We start from the raw sequence: 22804 nt of genomic DNA on the forward strand, positions 1-22804 counted from the left end.
CACCCATGGCAACGCTTGAAATCCGCGACCTGCACGTTTCCGTCGAGGCCGACAACGCCACGAAGGAGATCCTCAAGGGCGTCGACCTGACCGTGAAGCAGGGCGAGACCCACGCCATCATGGGCCCCAACGGCTCCGGCAAGTCGACCCTCGCCTACTCCCTCGCGGGCCACCCCAAGTACACGATCACCAGCGGCACCGTGACCCTGGACGGCGAGGACGTCCTGGAGATGAGCGTCGACGAACGCGCCCGCGCCGGCGTCTTCCTCGCCATGCAGTACCCGGTCGAGGTCCCCGGCGTCTCGGTCTCCAACTTCCTGCGCACCTCCGCCACCGCGATGCGCGGCGAGGCCCCCAAGCTGCGTACCTGGGTGAAGGAGGTCCGGGAGGCCATGGAGCGCCTCAACATGGACCCCGCCTTCGCCGAGCGCAACGTCAACGAGGGCTTCTCCGGCGGTGAGAAGAAGCGCCACGAGATCCTCCAGCTCGAGCTGCTCAAGCCGAAGCTCGCGATCCTCGACGAGACCGACTCCGGCCTGGACGTCGACGCGCTGCGCATCGTCTCCGAGGGCGTCAACCGCGTCCGCGAGACCGGCGAGGTTGGCACCCTGCTGATCACGCACTACACGCGGATCCTGCGCTACATCAAGCCCGACCACGTCCACGTCTTCGCGAACGGCCGGATCGTCGAGTCGGGTGGCCCCGAGCTCGCCGACAAGCTGGAGAACGAGGGCTACGAGGCGTACACCAAGGGAGGCGTCACCGCGTGATCACACTGCCGGGCCTCCTCGACACAGAGGCGATCCGTAAGGACTTCCCGATCCTCGACCGGGTGCTCCACGACGGCAAGAAGCTCATCTACCTGGACAACGCGGCGACCTCCCAGACGCCGCGCCAGGTGATCGACGTACTCAGTGAGTACTACGAGCAGCACAACGCCAATGTGCACCGCGGCGTCCATGTGCTCGCCGAGGAGGCCACGGCGCTGTACGAGGGCGCCCGTGACAAGGTCGCCGCCTTCATCAACGCGCCGAGCCGCGACGAGGTGATCTTCACCAAGAACGCCTCGGAGTCGCTCAACCTCGTCGCCAACATGCTGGGCTGGGCCGACGAGCCCTACCGGGTGGACAGCGACACCGAGGTCGTCATCACGGAGATGGAGCACCACTCCAACATCGTCCCGTGGCAGCTGCTGTCGCAGCGCACCGGCGCGAAGCTGAAGTGGTTCGGCCTCACCGACGACGGCAGGCTCGACCTGTCGAACATCGAAGAGGTCATCACCGAGAAGACGAAGATCGTCTCCTTCACGCTGGTCTCCAACATCATGGGCACGGTCAACCCGGTCGAGGCGATCGTCCGCCGCGCCCAGGACGTCGGCGCCCTGGTGCTGATCGACGCCTCGCAGGCCGCCCCGCACATGGTGCTGGACGTGCAGGCGCTGCAGGCCGACTTCGTGGCCTTCACCGGCCACAAGATGTGCGGTCCGACCGGCATCGGTGTGCTGTGGGGCCGGCAGGAGCTCCTCGAGGACCTCCCGCCGTTCCTCGGCGGCGGCGAGATGATCGAGACCGTCTCGATGCACTCGTCGACGTACGCTCCGGCGCCGCACAAGTTCGAGGCGGGCACGCCCCCGATCGCGCAGGCCGTCGGCCTCGGCGCGGCCGTGGACTACCTCACCTCGATCGGCATGGACAAGATCGCCCAGCATGAGCACGCGCTCACCGAGTACGCGGTGAAGCGGCTGCTGGAGGTCCCGGACCTGCGGATCATCGGCCCGACGACGGCCGAGGACCGCGGAGCGGCGATCTCGTTCACGCTCGGTGACATCCACCCGCACGACGTGGGCCAGGTCCTCGACGAGCAGGGCATCGCGGTCCGCGTGGGTCACCACTGCGCGCGCCCCGTCTGCCTGCGGTACGGAATTCCTGCGACCACGCGAGCGTCGTTCTATCTGTACTCCACGCCGGCAGAGGTCGATGCTCTGGTCGACGGCCTGGAGCACGTCCGGAATTTCTTCGGCTAGGGGACGATGTGAAGCTGGATTCGATGTACCAGGACGTCATCCTGGACCACTACAAGCACCCCCACGGGCGGGGCTTGCGGGACGGGGACGCCGAGGTGCACCACGTCAATCCGACGTGCGGCGACGAGATCACGCTCCGAGTGAAGTACGACGGATCGCGAATCGAGGACGTGTCCTACGAGGGGCAGGGCTGTTCCATCAGCCAGGCCAGCGCATCCGTGCTGAACGAACTGCTGGTCGGCAAGGAGCTCGCGGAGGCGCAGAGGATCCAGGGCACCTTCCTGGAGCTGATGCAGTCCAAGGGCCAGATCGAGCCGGACGACGCGATGGAGGAGGTGCTGGAGGACGCGGTCGCGTTCGCCGGCGTCTCCAAGTACCCCGCCCGGGTGAAGTGCGCGCTGCTGAGCTGGATGGCGTGGAAGGACGCGACGGCCCAGGCCATGGGCGAAGACAATGCTGTGAGGAAGAGCGCATGAGCGAGAACGAGACGGTTGCCGTCAAGCCGGCGTCCGAGGAAGAGGTCCGCGAGGCGCTGTACGACGTCGTCGACCCCGAGCTGGGCATCGACGTCGTCAACCTCGGCCTCATCTACGGCATCCACATCGACGATTCCAACGTCGCGACGCTGGACATGACCCTGACGTCGGCGGCCTGCCCGCTGACCGACGTGATCGAGGACCAGGCGAAGTCCGCCACCGACGGCATCGTCAACGAGCTCAAGATCAACTGGGTCTGGATGCCGCCGTGGGGCCCGGACAAGATCACGGATGACGGTCGCGAGCAGCTTCGCGCGCTCGGCTTCAACGTCTGAGAACACCCGAAACGGCCATGCCCGCCAGGCACTCTGGCGGGCATGGCCGTTTCTCTGCGTCCAATCGCGATCGACTGCTCCGACGGCCCGGCGCTCGCCCGCTTCCGGGCGGCGGTCCTCGACCGGCAGGTTCTCCACGAGGACCCGGAGGAGGCGTCATCGGCGCCGATGCGGACGCGCTGCCCGGCATCGCGTTCCTGACCGTGCCGGAGCGCGGGACCGCGGGGCCGACGTCGGCCAGGGCGAGGTCGTCACCTGGACGGTCCTCGCCGACCCCGAGGGCAACGGGTTCTGCGCGCTGCGGCCGAAGAAGACGCTGCTCGACCAGGGGCTGCGCCCGCAGCGCGCGGGCACAGACGCTCCTCGACCAGCGGCTGCGCCCGGAGCGCGCGGGCCGGCGGCGAGGGCGCCGGTGTACGCCCCGGGTACGCGGCACGGGGCGTACCCGCCGGGCTACGCCCCCGGGTACGCCGCAGGCGGCGCGGCCGCCGCCTGCGCGAGGCCGGCCGCCAGGTTCTCCTTGCGGATCCGCTGGTCGACGTAGAGCAGGCCCAGCACCAGCTGCGGGAACGCGGAGGTGAGGGCCTGGCCGATCAGGACGGCGACAAGGCCGAACACCAGCGACGTGATGACGATGGTGAGCGCGGCACCGCTGCTGGACGCGTCGTCCGCGAAGCTCGGACCCAGGATGTTGAGGAACGAGAACGGCAGCTGGATCAGATAGCTCGCCACCGCCGCGATGACGTAGGCCAGCAGCGATATGCCGAAGACCCGCCACCAGTCGCCGCGCACCAGTTGCGAGGAGCGGGACATCGCCGCGACGGCGCCCTGGCCCTCGACGACCGCCGCCGCCGGAGCGAGGCAGAACTTAACCCAGAGCCAGACGGCCAGCGGACCGGTGGCCAGCGCGCCGAGGAAGCAGACCAGGACCAGCCAGCCGAAGTTCCCGCCGTCGGAGGACAGCGTGATGAGCGTGATGACGGCGGTGACAAAGGCGACCCCGAGCAGCAGCACCGGAACCGCCACGATCAGCGCGGTCAGCAGGACGGTGCCGAGCACCGACCAGAGCCGCCGCGCGCTGCGCCGCCAGACGGAACCGAACGTCGACCGGTGACCGAGAACCGCGTCCTGGAGGACGGTGGGGCAGCTCGCGTAGACCAGCCCGTTGGCGACCAGCATCATGAACAGGCCGAAGAGATAGACGCCGCCGAAGGTGAACACCAGCGGCGCGACGGCCTCCCAGCCGGGGGCCGCGTCGGAGTCCAGTGTCCTGTCGAGCCGGTCGGAGAGCGCCAGGTAGGCGATCGCGATCGCCGCGCCGATGGCCACGAGGGCCATGCCGTACGCGGCGAGCGCCATGCCGAGCAGCTGCTTCCAGTGACGGCCGATCGTCGTGAACGCCCCGCCCAGGATGTCGCCCAGGCCGAGGGGAGCGAGCGGTATGACCCCCGGTCTGGGCGGCGGTGGCATCCAGCCGCCCCAGCCCTGAGGACCGGGCGGGCCCGGGTAGGGCGGCATGGTTCCGTGCGACATCGGTTGTTTCCCCCCGAGTGTTCCTGCTGACCGCGCCGGGCGTTCACGTTGCCCGAACAGCTCACCGTAGCGCCCGGTCACTGAGACCGGTTGGCCCGGGTGCCGCCCGGCCGGTTAGGTTTTCTGTCATGACCGACACGTCTTCCGCACCCCGTACCACCGGCGCCGTCGCCGCCGGCCTCGCCACCATCACCGACGACGGCGTTGTTCTCGACACCTGGTTCCCCGCCCCCGGGCTCGCCGACGAACCGGGTCCGGCCGGCACCGAGCGGCTGACCGCGGAGCAGGCCGCCGAACTCCTTGGCGCAGCCGCCGTGAAGGCCGTCGGACCCGACGCCCGCCGCGGTGTCCAGGTCGTCGCCGTGCGCACCGTCATCGCCTCGCTCGACGATAAGCCGCTCGACGCGCACGACGCCTACCTGCGTCTGCACCTGCTCTCCCACCGGCTCGTCAAGCCGCACGGACAGAGCCTGGACGGCCTCTTCGGGCTGCTCGCCAACGTCGCGTGGACCAGCCTCGGGCCCGTCGCCGTCGACCAGGTCGAGACCGTACGGCTGAACGCCCGCGCCGAGGGCCTGCACCTCCAGGTCACCTCGATCGACAAGTTCCCGCGGATGACGGACTACGTCGCGCCCAAGGGCGTACGCGTCGCCGACGCCGACCGTGTCCGCCTCGGCGCGCACCTCGCCGAGGGCACCACCGTCATGCACGAGGGCTTCGTCAACTTCAACGCCGGCACTCTCGGCACATCGATGGTCGAGGGCCGCATCTCCGCGGGTGTCGTCGTCGGCGACGGCTCCGACATCGGCGGCGGCGCCTCCACCATGGGAACCCTGTCCGGCGGCGGCAACGTGATCATCGCGATCGGCGAGCGCTGCCTCATCGGCGCGGAGGCGGGCGTCGGAATCGCGCTCGGCGACGAGTGCGTGGTCGAAGCCGGTCTGTACGTCACCGCGGGCACCCGCGTCACGATGCCCGACGGCCAGATCGTCAAGGCCCGTGAGCTGTCCGGCGCGAGCAACATCCTCTTCCGCCGCAACTCGGTCACCGGCACGGTCGAGGCCCGCCCGAACAACGCGGTCTGGGACGGCCTCAACGAGGTACTGCACAGCCACAACTGAGTGCGGCTGCGCCTCCCTTTCGTGTGACTCCGCGTAACCCGGACCGCCTGCGGGCAGATAAGCAGGCCGGACACGCGGAGTCACACGTCTGCCTCGGCAGACAGGGGAGGAATCGTCATGAGGACCAAGGGGCCGGCCAGGCTGGTCGCGCTCGGCGTGGGCGCGCTGCTCGCGGCCGCGGTGTCGCACGGGACCGCGCACGCCGACGAGACACACACCGACGCCCACAACGGACACAGCGTCTCTCTCATCTCGACCGGGCAGATCGACGACCCGCTCGAGGACGTGCTGGAGCACGTCGCGGTCCTCGGCAGCACCTACGTGCGCGACTGAGGCACCGGTTCGAGCCCTCGTGCGGTCAGCCGTGCGTACGCCTGCCGCAGCCCGTCGGTCGCCTCGCGCCCGGCGGGCTGCAGCGGTTCACGCACCGGCCCGGACGGCAGACCGAGGGTCTTGAGCAGGGCCTTGGCGGTCACCGTGCCCGGCAGTCCGGACATCATCATCGACTCCGTCAGCGGCAGGGTGCGCTGATTCAGCGCGGTGGCCAGGGCGTTGTCGCCGGCGTCGTAGGCGTCCAGCACCGCGCGCAGCTGCCGGGCCGCGACATTGGCCACGGTCGAGACGAAGCCCGCACCTCCCACCGCGTACAGCGGCAGGTTCAGCTCCTCGCTCCCCGCGTAGTACGCCAGCCCGCTGCCCGCGATGACCTTGGAGCTGCCCAGGAGGTCGAAGGCGCAGTCCTTCACGGCCACGACGCGGGGGTGCTCGGCGAGCCGCAGCATGGTCTCCGGCTCCACGCGCACGCCCGTGCGGCCAGGGATGTCGTAGACCATCAGAGGGACGCCGACCGCGTCGGCCACCCGCAGGAAGTACGCCTGTACCGCCTCCTGCGGAGGGCGGCTGTAGTACGGGGAGACGACCAGCAAGCCGTCCGCACCGGCAGCCTCTGCGGACCGCGCGAGCTCGACCGTGTGCCGGGTGTCCGCGGTCCCGACGCCCGCGAGGACGACGGCCCGGTCGCCGACCGCCTGTGCCACCGCCCGTACGAGCGCGGCCTTCTCCTCGTCCGAGGTCGTCGGCGACTCACCGGTGGTGCCGGACAGCACCAGCCCGTCACAGCCTTCGTCGACGAGGTGCGCGGCGAGCTTCTGCGCGCCGTCCAGGTCGAGGGACCCGTCGTCACCGAAGGGCGTGACCATGGCGCACAGGGCGCGGCCGAAAGGAGGGGAGGAGGTCATACAGGCAGTCTGCGCCCCGACAACCCGTAGCTCCAGTTAAATCTGCTTGGGGTAACCATGTAGCAGTGCTACCGAATTCCGTGGTGCGCGGCCGGCCGCGGGGAGCCGGCCGGCCGCACAGCCGGTGCCCCTACGGGCGGAAGCGCAGCACCTGCGGGTCGTGGTCGCTGTTCTGCTCGGAGAACTCGGCGTTGATGTGCACGCTGTCGTACGAGAAGTCGCGGATCGACGGGCTGGTCAGGATCTGGTCCAGCACCTGGCTGTTGCCCTGGTACACGTACGAGTAGCGCTCGGAGCGGGGGAGCGACGTGATCGCCGGGTGGAGCACACCGCCGTCGGCCAGCGCCTCTGTCGTCCGCGAGAACTCGAAGTCGTTGATGTCGCCGAGCACCAGGACGTCCGCCTTGTGGTCCGCCTCGAGGACGTCCTTGACGAAGGTGTTCACGGACTGCGCCTGCTGCAGGCGCTGTGCCTCGGAGGAACGGTTCGGCGGCTGGTGGTGGGAGACCAGCGACTCGTCGCCGCCCTTCGAACCGAAGTGGTTGGCGATCACGAAGACCGTCCGGCCCCGGAAGGTGAACTCGCCCGCCAGCGGCTTGCGGCTGTCCTCCCAGGCGCCGTTCGCCGGGTCGATGCGGCCGGGGGAGAGGGTCAGCGCGGCGCGGCCCCGCTCCCGTACGACACCGGTCGCCGTCGTCGCGTCGCCGCCGGCGCGGTCCGTGAACGAGACCCGCTCCGGGTTGAAGAGGAAGACCTGGCGTATGTTGCCGCCGGGCTGGCCGCCGTCCTGGTTGTTCTCCGGGTCGACGGAGCGCCACTCGTACGCCGGTCCACCGGCCGCGACGATCGCGTCCGTGAACTTCTTGAGCGTCCCGGCGGCCGAGACGGTGCCGTCGTTCTTGGCGCCGGTGTCGTCCTGGATCTCCTCGAGGGCGAGGATGTCGGGCGAGGCCAGGTTCTCCACCACGGCCTTCGCCAGCGCGTCGAACTTCTGCTGCGGGTCGGACGGGTCCAGGTTCTCCACGTTGTACGTGGCCACCGCCAGCTCGCCGCTGCGCTGCGGGCGGGTCGTCTCGCGCTCCAGGCCGCGGTCGTGGACCGTGCCCAGGGTGCGCGCGGTCAGCGTGTAGCCGCCGTACTGGTTGAAGTCCAGCGGACCCTCCGTGGTGCCCGCGAGCACGTCACCCACGTTCGCCTTCGGGAAGGGCTGCTGCGCGAGCGGGATCAGCGACTGGATCTGCAGCCGCCCGGTGTTCTGCGACTCGTACGAGCCGTAGACCGTGCCGCCGCGCCGGTTGTCGTTCTCCCACGGCTTCACCGTGACCCACAGCTCGGCGTACGGGTCGGTCGCGCCCACCACGCGCGAGGTGCCGATACGGACGTTCGCGCCCTCGAGGGACTCGTAGTAGTCGAGGGCGTACTCGCGCGGGGCGAGCTGGAGGCCGTTGATGGAGCCACCGGCCGCCGGGTCGCCCTCCGGGGCGTAGGCCGCGGGCACCGACCAGGCGGAGACGGTGACCGGCTCGGGCACCTCGTTGCCGGAGGAGACCACGGTGACGGTCGGCCTCGTCACCTCCGTCAGCGACTGGTTGCCGGAGGACGCGCCACCGGGGACGTACTCCGTGACCGTGCCGGAAACCCTGACCAGGTCGCCGACCGCGACCTGGGGCACGGAGCCGGTGAAGACGAAGACTCCCTCGCTGGTGGCCGCGTCACCGTCGCCCTCGGGGTCCTGGAACCAGAAACCCCGCGAGCCGTAGGTCCGTACACCCGTGACGACGCCCGGCACATCGGCGACCTGCTCACCCGCCAGCGGCGATATGCGGGTGCTGCCCTGGATGTCGTGGATCCGCACCTGGGAGGCCGGCGCGGTGTCCGCGGCGGAGGCGCTCGTGGAGCCGGCGAGCAGGCCCGCGGCCAGCGCGGCGGCGACGACGGCCGCGACGGCGGCGGTTCTCGGTACGACGGAGGAAGGCATCAAGGTTCTCCGGAGGAGGTGAGGGATGAGGGGTCCGTGGACCGTGTCGGACGGTCCGAGAGGTTCTACGCGCGTCAATCTCTTGTCTGGGCAGGCCCCTTGTCAAGAGTCGGCGGGTGTACGGCGAAGGAAGGCCCGATGAACCCGTGGGCCGCACCGCGGGTGGGCCGGCCGTGCTCGGCGGGCGGGCCGAAACGGCATCAAATGCGTCTACGCTTGGGGCCGTCCAGTCGCCCACAAGGCCGCCCGAACCGGTACGCCGCGGAGGAGACCCACCAGATGCCCGAAGACCGCCCCACTCTGCCGCCGGTCAGGCTGCACTCGGACGCGGAACTGGCGAGGGCCGCGCTCGCCGCCCCGCTGCTGGCCCGGGCCGTGAGGCTCGCCCGCTGGGCGGGGCCGCGGACGCGGGTCGGCGTCGGCGGCGAACTCGTCGACCAGCAACTGCCCGCGGCGGCGGAGGCGCTGGGGCTGGGGACGACGGACGACGGGCCCGCGTACGCCAGTGAGGCGTGGCGCGTCGCGGTCGACACCGGGCTGGTGGACATCGAGGAACCGGCGGACGAGCCCGACACCGGTGGCGCTGCCGGTGCCGGTGCCGGTCCCGACGCCGGTGCCGGTGCTGACGGTGGTGGCGGTGCTGACAGCGGTGCCGATGCTGACAGCGGCGCCGTCGTGGCAGGCGCCAACCTCCCGCTCGTCACCGGTGGTTCGCCGCAGGACGTGCTCGGCCTGTGGCTGGACGCCCTGGACGTCGTCTTCGCCGACGCCATCGCACCCGTCCTCGACGACATCACCGACGTCATCGGGGACGACGGCGAGATCGACCTGGAGGCACTGGACTGGGACCCCGAGGCAGAAGCCGCGTTCCTCGACGGCGTCCTCGGCAACCTCTACCTCCTCACGGTCACCGATGGCGGCGTCGGCGAGGAGCCGATCCCGCTGCCCGTGCTCGCCGCGTCGATGATCGTTCCCGACGACATGGGAGAGCCGACCGACGACGTCCTGGAACAGGTCTCGGAGGCGATGATGCGTCTCGACGACCAGTTCCGGCTGCTCGAGCCGGTCGGGCTCGTCGAATACCAGCCGGTGGACGAGGCGCTCATGGAGGAGGAGGGCTCCGCCGGCCCGCTCGTCGACGACGAGGACGTCACCCGGTACGGCATGGTCAGACTGACCCCGCTCGGGCTCTACGGCGTCAGAGCCCGGCTGATGGAGGCGGGGGTCGAGGTGCCTGCGGTGGGCGATCTCGCCGGCAAGGACGCGGACGCACTGCTCGACGGTCTCGCCCGCTACCCCGAGGTCTCCGCCCGCGCGGAGACCGAGCAATGGCTCGCCCGGCGCACCCCCGCCGACGCGGCCCGTGAACTCCTCGCCGCGGCACGCGGTGAGGACGCCGGCGCGCCGCTGCGCCGACTGCACTGCCAGCAGGCCCTCACACTGGTCGGTCCCCACGCGGAGCCCGCCGTGCGTGACGTCCTCGACGATCCCCAGCTGGGCGGCCTCGCCCGCGTATGGCTCGCGGAACGCGGCGCGTCGGACGTGCCGGCGCCGCCCGAGTCGATGATCTTCTGGCTGGCCATCGACACGATCGCCGCACAGCTCGCGGCGGGTGGTGAGGCTGCCGAGCTCCAGGAACTCGTGGAGGGTCTGGTCGGCCGGCACAGCGGGTTCTTCGACGCCGCGTGGCGGGTGGACCACCCGGCGACGGCGGACGTGCTGGAGGCGATGGGGCGGCTGCACCGGGACAAGGCGACGGCGAAGGAGGCCCGCAAGGCGGCCTTCAAGTCCCGCTCGGCCCGCTGACCCCGCGGTCCGCTTGGCCCGCTGACCCCGCGGTCCGCTCGGCCCGCTGACCCCGCGGTCCGGTTGGCCCGCTGACCCCGCAGTCCGGTTGGCCCGCTGACCCCGCGGTCCCGTCGGGGCGCTGACGCCCTTGGTCTCGTCGGGGCGCTGACCTCCAGGGTTCCGTCGGGGCGTTGGCCTCCGGGTTCCGGCGGCCGGTTGGCCTCTGGGGTTTCGCCGGGGCGCCGGTGCCCGTGGTTCGGTCGGTCGCTGACACCTCTGGTTCCGCGGGGGCGTTGGCCTCCGGGTTCCGCCGGGGCGCGGGCGCCCGTGGTCCCGGCGGTCGCTGAGACCTCCGCTTCCGCGAGGGCTTCGCGCGCCCGGCGACCCGCGCACGGCGCCGCCGTGCGGGGGTGCGGACGTCGGTGTCGGCGGCGCCGGGCATGCGCGGGGGTGTCGTGTCGCGCCTCTCGGGACCGGCCCGTACAGGAGCCGCCGTGGGCCGCCGGACGGTGCGCCCCGGGGCCACTCGCGGCCCCGCGCGCTGACGTCGCTCCGCCGGTGGCGGATGGCCGTAAGAAGGGTTCCCGGCGGGCCGCGCGGGGCGTCCGAGGGGCCGAACCGGGGGAGTGACCCACGTCACTGATCGGTCCTGTCAGGAATTCGAGGGCTGTCTCGTTCAGGGGGCACGCGAACCAGACAGGAGCGAACCATGCCGCACCGCATCGTCGTCCTAGGGGCCGGATACGCCGGGACCTTCTCCGCTGGATACCTGGCCCGCCGGCTCCACTCCGACGACTTCGAGATCACCGTCGTCAACGCCGAACCCGATTTCGTGGAGCGGCTGCGCCTGCATCAGCTCGCCGCCGGGCAGCATCTCCGTCACCGGCCGCTGACGGAGATCTTCGCGGGCACCGGCGTCCGGCTGCGACTGGCGCGGGTGACCGGCATCGACGTCCAGCACCGGACCGTCAGCGTCACGGGCGGCGAGGGCATCGACCGGCTCGAGTACGACACCCTCCTCTACGCGCTCGGCAGCACCGCCGCCGGCCACGACCTTCCGGGCGTGGAGGAGCATGCCCACCACGTTGCCGCGCGGCCGGCGGCGCTGCGTTTGCGCGCACGCCTGGACGAGCTGGGCCAGGACGGGAAGGTGCTGGTGATCGGCGGCAACCTGACCGCGATCGAGGCCGTCACCGAGATCGCCGAATCCCGTCCGGGACTCCAGGTCAGCCTCGCCACCAGCGGCGAACTGGGCGGCTGGCTGGGCGCGAAGGCCCGTAGGCATCTGCTGAGCGCCTTCGACCGGTTCGGTATCACGGTCCACGAGCACACCACCGTCGAGCGGGTCGAGAAGGCGGCGGCGGTCGCCGCCGACGGCACCGTTCTCCCCTCCGACGCGACCGTGTGGGCCGCCGGCTTCGCCGTCCACCCGCTCGCCGCCGCCGGCGGCCTCGAGGTGGTGGCCAACGGTCAGATCGCGGTCGACCGTCAGATGCGCTCGGTCTCGCACCCGGATGTCTACGTCGCCGGTGACAGCGCCTTCGTCATCGGCGACAACGGCCGCCCGCTGCCGATGTCCTGCGCTTCCGCGGGATCCACCAGCATGCAGGCGACGGCCGCCATCATCGGGGACCGCACCGGGCGCAAGATCGCGAAGGCCTCGTTGTCGTACGTCGGCAACCACATCAGCCTCGGCCGGAACGACGGGATCTTCCAGCTGGTCGACGGTGACGGACGAGGCAAGCCGTGGGCCCTGCGCGGCCGGTCGGCCGCGCGCGTCAAGGCGGCGATCCTCGGGACTGCCGCCTGGAGCCTGAGCCATCCGACGTTCGGAAGGCCGAATCACAAGTACCGCTCGGCCACCACCCAAGAACACCCGTCCGGCGTGGTCGCCGCATAGGGTCGTGCTCATGGACGCTGCCACCGTGGCGCAATTCGAGGCCAGCCGGAGCCGGCTGGTCTCCCTCGCCTACCGTCTGCTCGGCTCGGCCGCCGACGCCGAGGACACGGTGCAGGACGCGTTCCTGCGGTGGCAGGCGGCCGACCGGGAGTACGTCGAGGTTCCCGAGGCATGGCTGACCAGGATCGTCACCAACCTGGCGGTCGACCGGCTCCGTTCGGCGAAGGTGCGACGCGAACGCGCGGTCGGCACCTGGATGCCCGAACCGCTCCTCGACGGCGACCCGATGCTCGGCCCTGCCGACACCGTCGAGCAGCGGGAGTCGGTGACCCTGGCGGTGCTCACGCTGATGGAGCGCCTGTCGCCGGTCGAACGGGCCGTCTACGTGCTGCGTGAAGCCTTCGCGTACAGCCATGCCGAGATCGCCGGGATTCTCGGCATCACCGAGTCCGGGAGCCAGCAGCACACTCACCGGGCCCGGCGTCGTGTCGCCGCCGCAGGCAACGGCACCGACATCGACCATGCCTCCGCGCGTCGCATCGTCGCGGCGTTCGTCGACGCGGCCTCCTCGGGCCGGACCGAACGGCTCGTGGCACTGCTGACCGACGACGCGACCGGCATCTCCGACGGCGCCGGGCTGGGCCTGGCGGGGAAGCTGATCCGGTACGCGACCCCGGAGCGTATCGCCAAGTCGGTGCGGGCCGGCTTTAAACCGACTCCGGCCAAGCGGAAACTCGCCGGTGGCTCGCCCGCGATCCATGCCGGCGTGGTCAACGGCTGCCCCGCCATGCTCGCCACGCTCGACGGCCGGGTCGTGGGTGTCCTGGTCCTGGAGATCCGTGACGACAAGATCGCGGGTGTGCGCGGCATCGCCACCCCCGACCGGCTCGTTCGCCTCACCGAGGAGTGGCAGCGGCAGGAGCACGACGCTCCGCTGATCGCATCGTGGTGACCGGCCCTCCGGTGCTCGCTCCCATGTGCCGTCGCGATCCACCGAGGGCCCGAGGGGCGGCCACGCGCTGTCCGGGGCCCAGCGGGGCGTTGATCTTCGCGCCCTGCGCTCGTTCCTGCTGCCCGATCGCGGTATGGCCGCAGGCCGGGACTCGTGTGTGATGTGCGTCACGTTGTGTCAGGAAGTTCTTCGGCGCGGTGTCTTGTGCTCGAGCCCCACGGAGCCAAGGAGGCACCATGAGCGAGAACATCGATGTGGTCGTGATCGGCGGCGGATACGCCGGTGTGATGGCGGCCAATCGTCTGACACAGCGCGACGACGTGACGGTGACCGTGATCAATCCGCGCCCGGTCTTCGTCCCGCGGCTGCGTCTGCACCAGTTGGCGGGTGGGACCCACGACGCGGTCGTCGACTACTCGGAAGTCCTCGCCGAGGGTGTCCGGCTGGTCGTCGACGACGTGACGCGGATCGACGCGGCCGGGCGCAGTGTGACGCGGGCCGAGGGCGGCGGCATCCGCTACGACTACCTGATCTACGCGGTGGGCAGCGGCAGTTTGGGCCCGCTGGTTCCTGGAGCGGCCGAGTTCGCCCACCCGATCTCCACACTGGAGGCGGCGCAGCGGCTCCGGTCGGTGCTCGAGGACACACCCCTGACTGCCGCGGTGACGGTCGTCGGGGGTGGTCCGACCGGCATCGAGACCGCCGCGGAGCTGGCGGAACAGGGTCGCAACGTCCGGTTGGTCTGCGGGGGAGTCCTCGGTCCGTACCTGCACCCCCGAGCCCGACGCACCGCCCGCAAGTACCTCGCCAGGCTGGGGGCCGACGTGCTGGAGGGCCCGGACGCGTCGGTCGCCGCGGTTACACGCGAGGCCGTCGAGCTCCGTGACGGCCGCACGCATGCGAGCGCGGTCACCATCTGGGCCGCGGGCTTCGGCGTACCCGCTCTGGCGGCCGCCAGCGGGTTGAGCACCGACGCGGCGGGACGCCTGCTCACCGACGAGACTCTGACCAGCGTCGACGACGATCGGATCGTCGCGGCGGGCGACTCGTCGGCACCGTCCGACCTGCCTTTCCGGATGAGTGCCTACGCCGCGGGCTGCCTGGGCGCCCATGCCGCCGACACCGTCCTGAGCCGGATCGCGGGTGAGCAGCCGGCGCCGATCGATCTGTCGTTCCCCGCGATGTGCATCAGCTTCGGCCGCCGTACCGGGATCTTCCAGCTCGGCCACAAGGACGACACGGCGATGCGGATCTACTTCAGTGGCCCCATGGGCAGGACGCTCAAGGAGTTCTCCTGCGCCGCCAGCGTCAAGCACCTGGTCACCGAGGCCCGCAGGCCCGGCTCGCACTCCTGGCCCAAGGACGGCAGGCACAGGCCGCGGCTGCTGCGGGACAGGTGCGGCGACGCGCCCGCACCGATCGCCTGAGACACCGGCTCCCACGCCGGCACGCACACCGAAAAACGCACCGACCCGCCCACCGACAAACGCACCGACCCGCCCACCGACACTCGCACCGTCGTCGCGTCGGTCGCTGACAGGAGAGGGACTTCATGGACACAACCGGTGAACCCGACGGGACGCGGCGGGCCGGCGGCGAGGCGCCGGAACCGGCGGAACCCGGCAGCTACGACCACGCGACCGTCGACGCGACTCAGACATTCGTCGAGCACCGCCATCTGCTGTTCACCGTCGCCTACGAGATGCTCGGATCAGCGGCCGACGCCGAAGACGTCCTGCAGGAAACCTGGCTGCGCTGGGTGAAGGTCGACCTGGCCCGGGTGAGCAACCAGCGGGCCTACCTGGTGCGGATCACGACCCGGCAGTCACTCAACCGGCTGCGCTCGATGAAACGCCGCAGGGAGGCATATGTGGGCTCCTGGCTGCCGGAGCCCCTGCTCACCGCGCCGGACGCCTCCGCCGACATCGAACTCGCAGAAAGCGTCTCGATGGCGCTGATGCTCGTCCTCGAGACACTGACCCCGACCGAACGGGCGGTGTTCGTGCTGCGGGAGGCATTCGGCATCGGCTACGACGACATCGCGGCCGCGGTCGACAGGACCCCCGCCGCCGTGCACCAGATCGCCCGTCGTGCCCGCCGTCACGTCGAGGCCCGCCGGCCACGCCGCTCGGTCACCGCACGGCAGGCCCAGGCGGCTCTCGAAGCATTCCAGCGGGCGCTCGAGACCCGGGACCTCCAGGGCCTGCTCGACGTGCTCGCCCCCGACGTCGTCGCGATCAGCGACGGCGGTGGCATCAAGCAGGCCACCCCGCGTCCGGTCGTCGGCGCCGACAAGGTGGCCCGGTTCATCGTCGGCGGGCTCACCAGGAACGACGTGATGCTCACCGCCGAGCCGACCCTGGTCAACGCCGGCCCGGCACTGGCTCTGCACATCGACGGTGAACTCGACGGCGTCATCGTCATGCATGTCGAGGACACCCGCATCACCGGCCTCTACTACGTCCGCAACCCGCAGAAACTGACCCGCATCGAATCCGCGACCCCCCTCACCCTGCGATGAGCAGTGCGTCGGTGCCGAGCACCCGGTGACATCGCCGCCCCGGCGGTTCCGGCGACCGTCGGTCCGGGCGAAGCCCCGGGGCGGGGACGCGGGTTCAGCCGCCCGTACCCGCCGACGCGAGGAGGAGCAAGGGGTCCACGCGGAGGGGGCGCCTCCCGTGCCCGGAGGGCTACGGGGAGTCGGCGACCGACGACAACGCGGCGTGGGAGGTGCCCCCACGCCGCGTTGTTGACGGGCACATCGATGCCGCCCAGACCGGCGAAGGCCCGTTCGGCCACGTCCGCGGCCGCGGACGGCTCGGACAGGTCACGGCCCACCAGCACATGGCCCGTGCCCGGCAGTGCGTCGAGAGTGCGGTGGGCTTCGTCCTCGCGGCTGCCGTAGTGGACGGCGACCCGGCCGCCGCACGCGGCGAAGGCACGGGCGACGGCGCGACCGAGCCCGCGGGACGCTCCGCTGACGAGGACGCGGCGTCCGGTGGAAGGCGGATTCATGACAGCGGAGGCCTCTCTCGACGTCGTACGGAGTTCAAGTGCCGTTTGTACGCGGACGGAAGGCTGACGCACGCATCAGCCGGCCGGACGCGCCCTCAGGAGACATCGATGTCATTCACCCGCAGGGAATTCACCAGGCAGTCCGCTCTCACCGGTGCGGGCGTGGCCCTCACCGGTGCCGTCGGCTCGCTCGCGTCCGCCCCCGGCGCCCTCGCGGCGGAGGAGGGCCCGGTGGTGGTGGGCGAGGCGGCACAGAGCGAGGCGCACACGATGCGCGGGCCGGGCTACGGGCCCCTGATCCCCGACCCGGACGGCATCCTCGCGCTGCCCGCCGGATTCACGTACCGCGTGCTCACCCGCAGTGGCGTCACGAAGCTGGAGTCGGGCGAGTTCACCCCCGGCAAGCACGACGGCACGGCGGCCTTCGAGGGACCGCGCGGTGTGACGCTGCTCGTCGTCAACCACGAACTCAAGGGGGAGCGTGCCAAGGTCGCGCACCCGGTGCCGCTCACCGAGGGCCTGGTGTACGACCCGGCCGCGCCCGGCGGCTGCACGGTGGTGGAGAGCCACCGCAGCGGCGAGATCGCGCAGTGGGTCGGTGTCGCGGGCACCGTGCAGAACTGTGCGGGCGGCTCGACCCCCTGGGGCACCTGGCTGACGTGCGAGGAGACCGAGGACAGGGCCGGCAGGAACGGCCTGGTCCACGACCACGGCTACGTCTTCGAGGTCGACCCTTACGACCGCCGCGCCAACCGCGGCCCGAAGCCGGTCAAGGCCCTGGGCCGGTACGCACACGAGGCCGTCGTCGTCGACCCGAAACGCGGCCACCTGTACCTCACGGAGGACGCCGACACCCCGAACGGTCTGCTGTACCGCTGGGTGCCGCCGCACGGCTTCAAGCACGGGCGGGGGCAGCTGCGCACCCTCGCCGACGACGCGGGTGTGCTGCAGGCCGCCAAGTGCTACGACTCCGGCGGCCGGTTCGTCGACGACCTCGCCCGCGCCACGAAGACCGGCACGGTGTACGGCGTGGACTGGACGGAGGTGCCGGACCGCGACGCGCGGACCGTCTCCGTGCGCAAGCAGTTCAAGGACGGTGAGGTCACCCGCGGCCGCAAGCTCGAGGGCATGTGGTGGGGCGACGGCGGCGCCTACATCGTCTCCTCGTACGCACGTGAGGAGAGCCCGGAGCAGCACGACGGCCAGGTCTGGTTCTACGACCCGCGCCGCCGGACCCTCACGCTGAAGGTGCTCCTGGGTGTGAACCCCGCCCCGTCCGTGGACGGCCCCTACGACGGCCCGGACAACATCACGGTGTCCCCGTACGGCGGGCTGATCATCGCAGAGGACGGCGAAGGGGTGCAGCACCTGTTCGGCGCCACCGACAGCGGCCGTACCTACCCGATCGCCCGCAACGAGTGCAACGTCGGCACCGCGGACGACCCGGACTTCAGCGAGTTCGCCGGTGTCGTCTTCTCGCCCGACGGGCGCACCCTGTACACGAGCATCCAGACACCGGGCATCATGCTGGCCATCACCGGCCCCTGGAAGCGCCAGGCCAACCGGCACTGACGGCCGCGGTCGCCGGGTGCGCCGAAAATGCCTGGCGCATACGGCAGTTGTCTTCCTAGAGTCTCCATCACGAACTGCACCTCCCGGTGCGCGGGCCGCGGCTACTTCCTCTCACGAAATCACGCCGCTGCCACTTTTGATCTCGGGAGGCTCAGCGCGCGGGGCGCCCGGTGCGCAGGTGACGGATACTTCGGATCGGACGGTTGCGGGTTCAAATCCCGCCCGGCGGCGGCCGGTAGCTCAATCGGGCAGAGCATCTGACATCTTCCGTCGCCGACCTCGATCTCGGGCGTCCCGCTCCGCTGTGCTTTCCCCCAGGAAAACGGGGGGATTTCCTCATGACCCGTTTCAACAGCGCCGCGGCGCGAGCGGAAGCCGCGCCCCACTCGTACATCGGCACCACCGGCCGCGTCCTTCACACCCATGAGGGCGGCGTCGGTGCCGAGCGCGACGCCCGTTCCGAACTCTTCCTGCTCGCGGTCGCGAACTTCGTGGGGCAGCGGACCTTCTACGAGTCGGGCGCCGACCGGGACGGCCGCTTCACCACGCTGGTGCGGGAACTCGCCGTCAAGGACCCCGAGTGGACCGCCGGGCTGCTCGGCTGGCTGCGGAGCGAGGCCCATATGCGTACGGCCTCGATCGTGGGCGCCGCCGAGTTCGTCAGGGCCCGTCTCGACGCCGGAGCCGTCAAGGGCGCGTACAACCGCAACGTGGTCGCCTCCGTGCTGCTGCGTGCCGACGAACCGGGCGAGCTGCTCGGCTACTGGACCTCGCGGTTCGGCCGCAACGTGCCCAAGCCGGTCAAGCGCGGCATCGCCGATGCGGTGCGCCGGCTCTACGGGGCCAGGTCGCTGCTCAAGTACGACACCGCGAGCAAGGGCTACCGCTTCGGCGACATCCTCAACGTCGTCCACGCCTCGCCGGACCCTGCGAAGCCGTGGCAGGGCGATCTGTTCCGCTACGCCCTCGACCGCCGGCACAACCCGGAGACGGCCGAGGCTCCTGCCTCGCTCCCCGTCCTCGGTGAGCACCGTGCGCTGATGGAGCTGCCGGTGGAGCAGCGGCGCGCCGTCGTGACGTCGCCGGGCGGCGCCGAGCGCCTGGCACGGGCGGGGATGACCTGGGAGGCGCTGGCGGGCTGGCTGCAGGGACCGATGGACGCGGCGGCCTGGGAAGCCGTGATCCCGTCGATGGGGCCGATGGCGCTGATGCGCAATCTGCGCAACTTCGACCAGGCCGGGGTCTCGGACGAGGTCGCCGCCCGGGTCGCGGCCAGGATCGCGGACCCCGAAGTGGTCGCCCGCTCCCGGCAGTTTCCGTTCCGCTTTCTCGCCGCGTACCAGCACGCTCCGTCGCTGCGCTGGGCCTACGCGCTGGAGCTCGCGCTCGGGCACTCGCTGGCGAACGTTCCCGCACTTCCCGGCCGGACGCTGGTCCTGGTGGACCGTTCCGGGTCGATGTGGGCGCCGCTCTCCGACCGCTCCGAGCTGAACCGCGCGGACGCCGCGGCGATCTTCGGCACGGCGGTCGCGATGCGGGCCGCCGAGGCCGACCTGGTGCAGTTCGGCACGGGACACTCGGTGATCGTCCATGACAGAGAGGAGTCGGTGCTCAAGGTCCTCGGGCGTTTCGGGAACCTGGGCGGCACCGACACCACCGCGGCGGTGCGGGCCCACTACCGCGGCCACGACCGCGTGCTGATCGTCACCGACGAGCAGGCCTCGTACAGCCGTCACGGCGGTCCGACGGAGCAGATCCCGGCGCGGGTCCCGGTCTACACCTGGAACCTGGCGGGGCACCGCGCGGGTCACGGCCCCTCGAATTCTGGGAACCGGCACACTTTCGGAGGGCTGAGCGACGCCGCGTTCCGCATGGTTTCGCTGATCGAACGGGGTGAGGCGGCGGACTGGCCGTGGAAGTGAGAGGGCTCGGGCATGGCGGGGCGGGGTGCCGGGGGCGCATACTGAACGTAATGACAAAGTCAGCCGGTTCCCGGCGCCACCTGCCGTCCAGCCCCTTCAACCGTCCGACCCTGGAAGAGCCGCCGATCGAGCGTTACGAAGCGGGCGACAGGGTGTCCCATGATCAGTTCGGTCTCGGGAGAGTCCTCGCCGTGGAAGGCGACAACGCTGCTGTGCTTGTCGACTTCTCCGGCAGGCAGGGCCGCATCCTCAGCCCGTTCTCCAAACTGGCCAAACTCTGAGCACGCTTTCTCCTTGTGTCCCCTCCGCCGGGGGCGCCCGTCACAGCGGTGACGGGTGCCCCCGGCGGACTGTTTTTCAGAGCGCCTGTGCGGCGGGCTTGACCATGCCGCGCACGGTGCGCGACTTCACGAAGTCACCCATGGCGGTCATGTCCCATTCCCCGGAGAACTGCCTGATCAGCTTGGCCATCATCACGCCCGTCTGCGGCTCCGCGCCGGTCAGGTCGAAGCGGACCAGCTCCTCGCCGGTGGCGGCGTCGATCAGCCGGCAGTACGCCTTGGCGACCTCGGTGAACTTCTGGCCGGAGAAGGAGTTGACCGTGAAGACGAGGCCCGTGGCCTCCGCGGGCAGCCGGCCCAGGTCGACGACGATGACCTCGTCGTCCCCCGCGCCTTCGCCGGTCAGGTTGTCGCCGGAGTGCTTGATGGAGCCGTTCAGGATGGAGAGCTTGCCGAAGTAGCAGCTGTCCAGGTGGTTGCGGTTCGGGCCGTAGGCGATGACGGAGGCGTCGAGGTCGATGTCCTTGCCGCGGAAGGCGGGCTCCCAGCCGAGGCCCATCTTGACCTGGGAGAGCAGCGGGCGGCCGCCCTTGACCAGGGACACCGTCTGGTTCTTCTGGAGGCTGACCCGGCCCTTGTCCAGGTTGATCTTGCCGGTGGAGACCGGGGGCGCCGGGGCCGCGGGAGGTGCGGCGGGCGGCGGCGGGGTCGCGGCGATCCGCGGGTCGACGGGCGGCGCGGCCGCGACGGGCGGCGCGGTGACGGGAGGGGCCGCGGGGGCGGCGGCAGCGGGCTCGTCGTCGACCGAGACGCCGAAGTCCGTGGCGATGCCCGCCAGGCCGTTCGCGTACCCCTGGCCGACCGCGCGGGCCTTCCACGCTCCGTTGCGCAGGTAGATCTCGATGACGACCAGCGCGGTCTCCGTGCCGAGCCGCGGCGGCGTGAAGGTGGCGATCTGGCTGCCGTCGTCGCCGTTGCGGATGGTGGCCGTGGGCTCGATGCCCTGGAAGGTCTGGCCCGCCGCGTCCGGGCTCGCCGTGACGACGATCTTCTCGATGCCGGGCGGGACGGCCGCGGTGTCGACCACGATCGCGTCGGGCGCCGTGCCTCCGCCGGAGCGGTAGGTGACGCCGGGGCCCTGGGGCTGGTTGTAGAAGATGAAGTCGTCGTCGGAGCGCACCTTGCCGTCGGCGGTGAGCAGCAGGCCCGATACGTCGAGCCGCACCGGTGCGGCGACGTCCACCGCCACGCGCGCGGCGGTCAGAGGGATGTTCGAGCCGGGGGTCATAGCTGTCATGACTGGGGTAACGAGTGAGTCCGCTTTACCGTTCCCTTACCGTAGTCACCTGTTCCGGGGATGATTTCGCGCCAGGCGCTCATTGCCGAACTTGTAGGCGCCCGTCCATCGCGCCATGACCAGCTGCGCGTCCCCGGACCCGACCTCCTCCAGGAACTTCAGCGCGCGCGGGCCGCGCAGTGTCCCGGCCGGGCGGCCGCGGTGCGTGATGGTGACCGTGCCGTCACCGAGCTGCTTGTAATCGAATCCGTAGGGTCTCGCCATGGGCGCCATCCTGGCGGTTTCCCGTCGCCGCGGCACGCGGATTCCGGGCGCCGCCGGAGCTCAGTGCGGCCACTGCGGCGGGTGGGTGGTGAAGTGCCCGCCGAGGTGCGCGTGGTCGGGATTCAGCGGGTCGAGTTCGCCGTGCTCTGCGACCAGCTTGTCGGCGTACTGCTCCGAGTCGTCCTGCGGTTCGTAGCCGAGCGCACGGGCGCTGGTCAGGTCCCACCACAGCCGGGTGTTGGCCGACGAGCCGTAGACGACGCAGTGGCCGACGTGCTCCGCGGTCAGGGCGGCGTGGAACAGCCGTGCGCCGTCGCCGGGGCTCATCCAGACCGAGAGCATCCGTACGGAAGTCGGTTCCATGAAGCACGAGCCGATGCGCACGGAGACGGTCTCCAGGCCGTGCAGGTCCCAGTAGAGCTGGGCCAGGTCCTCGCCGAAGCACTTGGACAGGCCGTAGAAGGTGTCGGGGCGGTGCCGGGTCTCGACCGGGATCAGCGCCTCGGGAGCGATGGGCGCGTCACCCTGCGGGCGGGGCACGAAGCCGACTGCGTGGTTGCTGGAGGCGAAGACGATCCGCCGCACGCCCTCCTCGCGGGCCGCCTCGTAGAGGTTGTAGGTCCCTTCGATGTTGGCGCGAAGGATCTTGTCGAACGACGCCTCCAGGGAGATGCCCGCGAGATGGATGACCGCGTCGACGCCCCGCACGGCCTCGCGCAGGGCCGCCCTGTCCGCGAGGTCCGCGGTGATGGCGTCCGGCTCTCCCCCGATGGGGGTGGAGTCGAAGAGGCGGAGCTCGTAGCCGTACGCGGGCAGCAGGCCCCGCATCAGCGTGCCGAGTCCGCCGGCTGCGCCGGTGAGCAGGACGGTACGGGCAGCGGGCATGGGCGGGTCTCCTCGACTTAACTCAAAAGAGTGGACAGTGTTCACATGCGTGGACACGCTAAGGAGCGGTCCCGGCGGCGTCAAGTCTCGCGCGTACCGGTCGGATCCGTGCCTGGAATGCGGGTTTCCGTCTTGACCGGCGCGACAGGGCTGCCATAGCGTGGCCGCGTTCAGAAATATGGACGTCGATCAGAATTGTGCACGGGCCTTGGGGGTCCGGCGCA

22 protein-coding genes are annotated in these 22804 nt (G+C 70.9%); 15 read left to right on the forward strand and 7 right to left on the reverse strand.

What is annotated here, in order from left to right:
- Positions 1-5: 5 nt before the first annotated feature.
- From sufC to ACFYV1_RS11215, 5 genes are read left to right on the forward strand one after another with little or no spacing between them, the layout of a single operon-like run.
- Entirely contained in the window at positions 6-770 is a 765-nt protein-coding gene (gene sufC / locus ACFYV1_RS11195) for a Fe-S cluster assembly ATPase SufC (protein WP_389395155.1), read from the forward strand.
- Positions 767-2023: a cysteine desulfurase gene (locus tag ACFYV1_RS11200; RefSeq protein ID WP_389395156.1), complete on the forward strand. Its 1257-nt coding sequence runs from the start codon at positions 767-769 to the stop codon at positions 2021-2023. Before sufC ends, ACFYV1_RS11200 begins: the two co-directional genes overlap by 4 nt.
- Positions 2024-2031: 8 nt before the next feature.
- Positions 2032-2499, forward strand: a complete 468-nt coding sequence (sufU, locus tag ACFYV1_RS11205) for a Fe-S cluster assembly sulfur transfer protein SufU (RefSeq protein WP_389395157.1) — start codon at positions 2032-2034, stop codon at positions 2497-2499.
- Entirely contained in the window at positions 2496-2834 is a 339-nt protein-coding gene (locus ACFYV1_RS11210) for a metal-sulfur cluster assembly factor (protein WP_264242686.1), read from the forward strand. Before sufU ends, ACFYV1_RS11210 begins: the two co-directional genes overlap by 4 nt.
- Positions 2835-2876: 42 nt before the next feature.
- Entirely contained in the window at positions 2877-3035 is a 159-nt protein-coding gene (locus ACFYV1_RS11215) for a hypothetical protein (RefSeq protein WP_389395158.1), read from the forward strand.
- 252 nt (positions 3036-3287) lie between these two features.
- On the opposite strand, the gene ACFYV1_RS11220 is transcribed toward ACFYV1_RS11215, so the two are convergent.
- A complete protein-coding gene (locus ACFYV1_RS11220; RefSeq protein ID WP_389395159.1) occupies positions 3288-4367 on the reverse strand; it encodes a hypothetical protein in 1080 nt (359 codons plus the stop codon).
- A 128-nt stretch (positions 4368-4495) separates the two neighbouring features.
- Between ACFYV1_RS11220 and dapD the strand changes: the two genes are divergently transcribed.
- Both dapD and ACFYV1_RS11230 read left to right on the forward strand, forming a co-directional pair.
- Positions 4496-5488 carry a 2,3,4,5-tetrahydropyridine-2,6-dicarboxylate N-succinyltransferase gene (dapD, locus tag ACFYV1_RS11225; protein ID WP_389395160.1) on the forward strand — a complete coding sequence of 331 codons (993 nt, stop codon included), beginning with the start codon at positions 4496-4498 and terminating at the stop codon, positions 5486-5488.
- Between the two features lie 117 nt (positions 5489-5605).
- Entirely contained in the window at positions 5606-5821 is a 216-nt protein-coding gene (locus ACFYV1_RS11230) for a hypothetical protein (RefSeq protein WP_389395161.1), read from the forward strand.
- Here ACFYV1_RS11230 and dapA read toward each other — a convergent pair.
- Positions 5806-6726 carry a 4-hydroxy-tetrahydrodipicolinate synthase gene (gene dapA / locus ACFYV1_RS11235; protein ID WP_389395162.1) on the reverse strand — a complete coding sequence of 307 codons (921 nt, stop codon included), beginning with the start codon at positions 6724-6726 and terminating at the stop codon, positions 5806-5808. The two genes, ACFYV1_RS11230 and dapA, sit on opposite strands and share 16 nt — an antisense overlap.
- Positions 6727-6856: 130 nt before the next feature.
- Positions 6857-8704, reverse strand: coding sequence for an endonuclease/exonuclease/phosphatase family protein (locus ACFYV1_RS11240; protein WP_389395163.1), 1848 nt, complete (start codon positions 8702-8704; stop codon positions 6857-6859).
- A gap of 279 nt (positions 8705-8983) precedes the next feature.
- Here ACFYV1_RS11240 and ACFYV1_RS11245 point away from each other — a divergent pair, with 279 nt between their 5' ends.
- From ACFYV1_RS11245 to ACFYV1_RS11265, 5 genes are all read left to right on the forward strand, one after another.
- Positions 8984-10510: a hypothetical protein gene (locus tag ACFYV1_RS11245; RefSeq protein WP_389395164.1), complete on the forward strand. Its 1527-nt coding sequence runs from the start codon at positions 8984-8986 to the stop codon at positions 10508-10510.
- Positions 10511-11201: 691 nt separating this feature from the next.
- The gene (locus ACFYV1_RS11250) at positions 11202-12392 is read left to right on the forward strand and encodes an NAD(P)/FAD-dependent oxidoreductase (RefSeq protein WP_389395165.1); all 1191 of its coding nucleotides are present in this window, start codon (positions 11202-11204) and stop codon (positions 12390-12392) included.
- 10 nt (positions 12393-12402) lie between these two features.
- The gene (locus ACFYV1_RS11255) at positions 12403-13344 is read left to right on the forward strand and encodes a sigma-70 family RNA polymerase sigma factor (RefSeq protein ID WP_389395166.1); all 942 of its coding nucleotides are present in this window, start codon (positions 12403-12405) and stop codon (positions 13342-13344) included.
- Between the two features lie 236 nt (positions 13345-13580).
- The gene (locus tag ACFYV1_RS11260; RefSeq protein ID WP_389395167.1) at positions 13581-14771 is read left to right on the forward strand and encodes an NAD(P)/FAD-dependent oxidoreductase; all 1191 of its coding nucleotides are present in this window, start codon (positions 13581-13583) and stop codon (positions 14769-14771) included.
- A 125-nt stretch (positions 14772-14896) separates the two neighbouring features.
- Positions 14897-15865, forward strand: a complete 969-nt coding sequence (locus tag ACFYV1_RS11265) for an RNA polymerase sigma-70 factor (RefSeq protein WP_389395168.1) — start codon at positions 14897-14899, stop codon at positions 15863-15865.
- On the opposite strand, the gene ACFYV1_RS11270 is transcribed toward ACFYV1_RS11265, so the two are convergent.
- Positions 15802-16359 carry an SDR family NAD(P)-dependent oxidoreductase gene (locus ACFYV1_RS11270; protein WP_389395169.1) on the reverse strand — a complete coding sequence of 186 codons (558 nt, stop codon included), beginning with the start codon at positions 16357-16359 and terminating at the stop codon, positions 15802-15804. The genes ACFYV1_RS11265 and ACFYV1_RS11270 overlap by 64 nt on opposite strands.
- Positions 16360-16467: 108 nt before the next feature.
- Here ACFYV1_RS11270 and ACFYV1_RS11275 point away from each other — a divergent pair, with 108 nt between their 5' ends.
- The 3 genes from ACFYV1_RS11275 to ACFYV1_RS11285 all read left to right on the forward strand — a co-directional run bounded on the left by ACFYV1_RS11275 (position 16468) and on the right by ACFYV1_RS11285 (position 20134).
- Positions 16468-17931, forward strand: coding sequence for an alkaline phosphatase PhoX (locus ACFYV1_RS11275; RefSeq protein WP_389395170.1), 1464 nt, complete (start codon positions 16468-16470; stop codon positions 17929-17931).
- Positions 17932-18269: 338 nt separating this feature from the next.
- Positions 18270-19853 (forward strand): TROVE domain-containing protein, encoded by a 1584-nt coding sequence (locus ACFYV1_RS11280; protein WP_389395171.1) that lies wholly within the window; start codon positions 18270-18272, stop codon positions 19851-19853.
- A gap of 50 nt (positions 19854-19903) precedes the next feature.
- Entirely contained in the window at positions 19904-20134 is a 231-nt protein-coding gene (locus ACFYV1_RS11285; protein ID WP_389395172.1) for a hypothetical protein, read from the forward strand.
- A gap of 76 nt (positions 20135-20210) precedes the next feature.
- Here ACFYV1_RS11285 and ACFYV1_RS11290 read toward each other — a convergent pair whose 3' ends face one another.
- From ACFYV1_RS11290 to ACFYV1_RS11300, 3 genes are read right to left on the reverse strand one after another with little or no spacing between them, the layout of a single operon-like run.
- Positions 20211-21431, reverse strand: a complete 1221-nt coding sequence (locus ACFYV1_RS11290) for a TerD family protein (protein ID WP_389395173.1) — start codon at positions 21429-21431, stop codon at positions 20211-20213.
- Positions 21432-21476: 45 nt separating this feature from the next.
- Positions 21477-21695, reverse strand: a complete 219-nt coding sequence (locus tag ACFYV1_RS11295) for a hypothetical protein (RefSeq protein ID WP_389395174.1) — start codon at positions 21693-21695, stop codon at positions 21477-21479.
- Positions 21696-21755: 60 nt separating this feature from the next.
- Positions 21756-22580 (reverse strand): NAD-dependent epimerase/dehydratase family protein, encoded by an 825-nt coding sequence (locus ACFYV1_RS11300; protein WP_389395175.1) that lies wholly within the window; start codon positions 22578-22580, stop codon positions 21756-21758.
- Positions 22581-22804: the final 224 nt, after the last annotated feature.

This window comes from Streptomyces sp. NPDC003023 (assembly GCF_042888225.1).
GTDB lineage: Bacteria > Actinomycetota > Actinomycetes > Streptomycetales > Streptomycetaceae > Streptomyces.

What these genes read in the sequence shown, in the direction of transcription:
- sufC (WP_389395155.1), top strand. Translation starts at nt 6, where the DNA reads ATGGCAACGCTTGAAATCCGCGACCTGCACGTTTCCGTCGAGGCCGAC.
- ACFYV1_RS11300 (WP_389395175.1), bottom strand. Translation starts at nt 22,580, where the DNA reads ATGCCCGCTGCCCGTACCGTCCTGCTCACCGGCGCAGCCGGCGGACTC.
- ACFYV1_RS11255 (WP_389395166.1), top strand. Translation starts at nt 12,403, where the DNA reads ATGGACGCTGCCACCGTGGCGCAATTCGAGGCCAGCCGGAGCCGGCTG.
- ACFYV1_RS11280 (WP_389395171.1), top strand. Translation starts at nt 18,270, where the DNA reads ATGACCCGTTTCAACAGCGCCGCGGCGCGAGCGGAAGCCGCGCCCCAC.
- ACFYV1_RS11230 (WP_389395161.1), top strand. Translation starts at nt 5,606, where the DNA reads ATGAGGACCAAGGGGCCGGCCAGGCTGGTCGCGCTCGGCGTGGGCGCG.
- ACFYV1_RS11260 (WP_389395167.1), top strand. Translation starts at nt 13,581, where the DNA reads ATGAGCGAGAACATCGATGTGGTCGTGATCGGCGGCGGATACGCCGGT.
- ACFYV1_RS11290 (WP_389395173.1), bottom strand. Translation starts at nt 21,431, where the DNA reads ATGACAGCTATGACCCCCGGCTCGAACATCCCTCTGACCGCCGCGCGC.
- ACFYV1_RS11295 (WP_389395174.1), bottom strand. Translation starts at nt 21,695, where the DNA reads ATGGCGAGACCCTACGGATTCGATTACAAGCAGCTCGGTGACGGCACG.
- ACFYV1_RS11275 (WP_389395170.1), top strand. Translation starts at nt 16,468, where the DNA reads ATGTCATTCACCCGCAGGGAATTCACCAGGCAGTCCGCTCTCACCGGT.
- ACFYV1_RS11265 (WP_389395168.1), top strand. Translation starts at nt 14,897, where the DNA reads ATGGACACAACCGGTGAACCCGACGGGACGCGGCGGGCCGGCGGCGAG.
- ACFYV1_RS11245 (WP_389395164.1), top strand. Translation starts at nt 8,984, where the DNA reads ATGCCCGAAGACCGCCCCACTCTGCCGCCGGTCAGGCTGCACTCGGAC.
- ACFYV1_RS11220 (WP_389395159.1), bottom strand. Translation starts at nt 4,367, where the DNA reads ATGTCGCACGGAACCATGCCGCCCTACCCGGGCCCGCCCGGTCCTCAG.
- dapD (WP_389395160.1), top strand. Translation starts at nt 4,496, where the DNA reads ATGACCGACACGTCTTCCGCACCCCGTACCACCGGCGCCGTCGCCGCC.
- ACFYV1_RS11215 (WP_389395158.1), top strand. Translation starts at nt 2,877, where the DNA reads ATGGCCGTTTCTCTGCGTCCAATCGCGATCGACTGCTCCGACGGCCCG.
- ACFYV1_RS11270 (WP_389395169.1), bottom strand. Translation starts at nt 16,359, where the DNA reads ATGAATCCGCCTTCCACCGGACGCCGCGTCCTCGTCAGCGGAGCGTCC.
- dapA (WP_389395162.1), bottom strand. Translation starts at nt 6,726, where the DNA reads ATGACCTCCTCCCCTCCTTTCGGCCGCGCCCTGTGCGCCATGGTCACG.
- ACFYV1_RS11210 (WP_264242686.1), top strand. Translation starts at nt 2,496, where the DNA reads ATGAGCGAGAACGAGACGGTTGCCGTCAAGCCGGCGTCCGAGGAAGAG.
- ACFYV1_RS11285 (WP_389395172.1), top strand. Translation starts at nt 19,904, where the DNA reads ATGACAAAGTCAGCCGGTTCCCGGCGCCACCTGCCGTCCAGCCCCTTC.
- ACFYV1_RS11250 (WP_389395165.1), top strand. Translation starts at nt 11,202, where the DNA reads ATGCCGCACCGCATCGTCGTCCTAGGGGCCGGATACGCCGGGACCTTC.
- ACFYV1_RS11240 (WP_389395163.1), bottom strand. Translation starts at nt 8,704, where the DNA reads ATGCCTTCCTCCGTCGTACCGAGAACCGCCGCCGTCGCGGCCGTCGTC.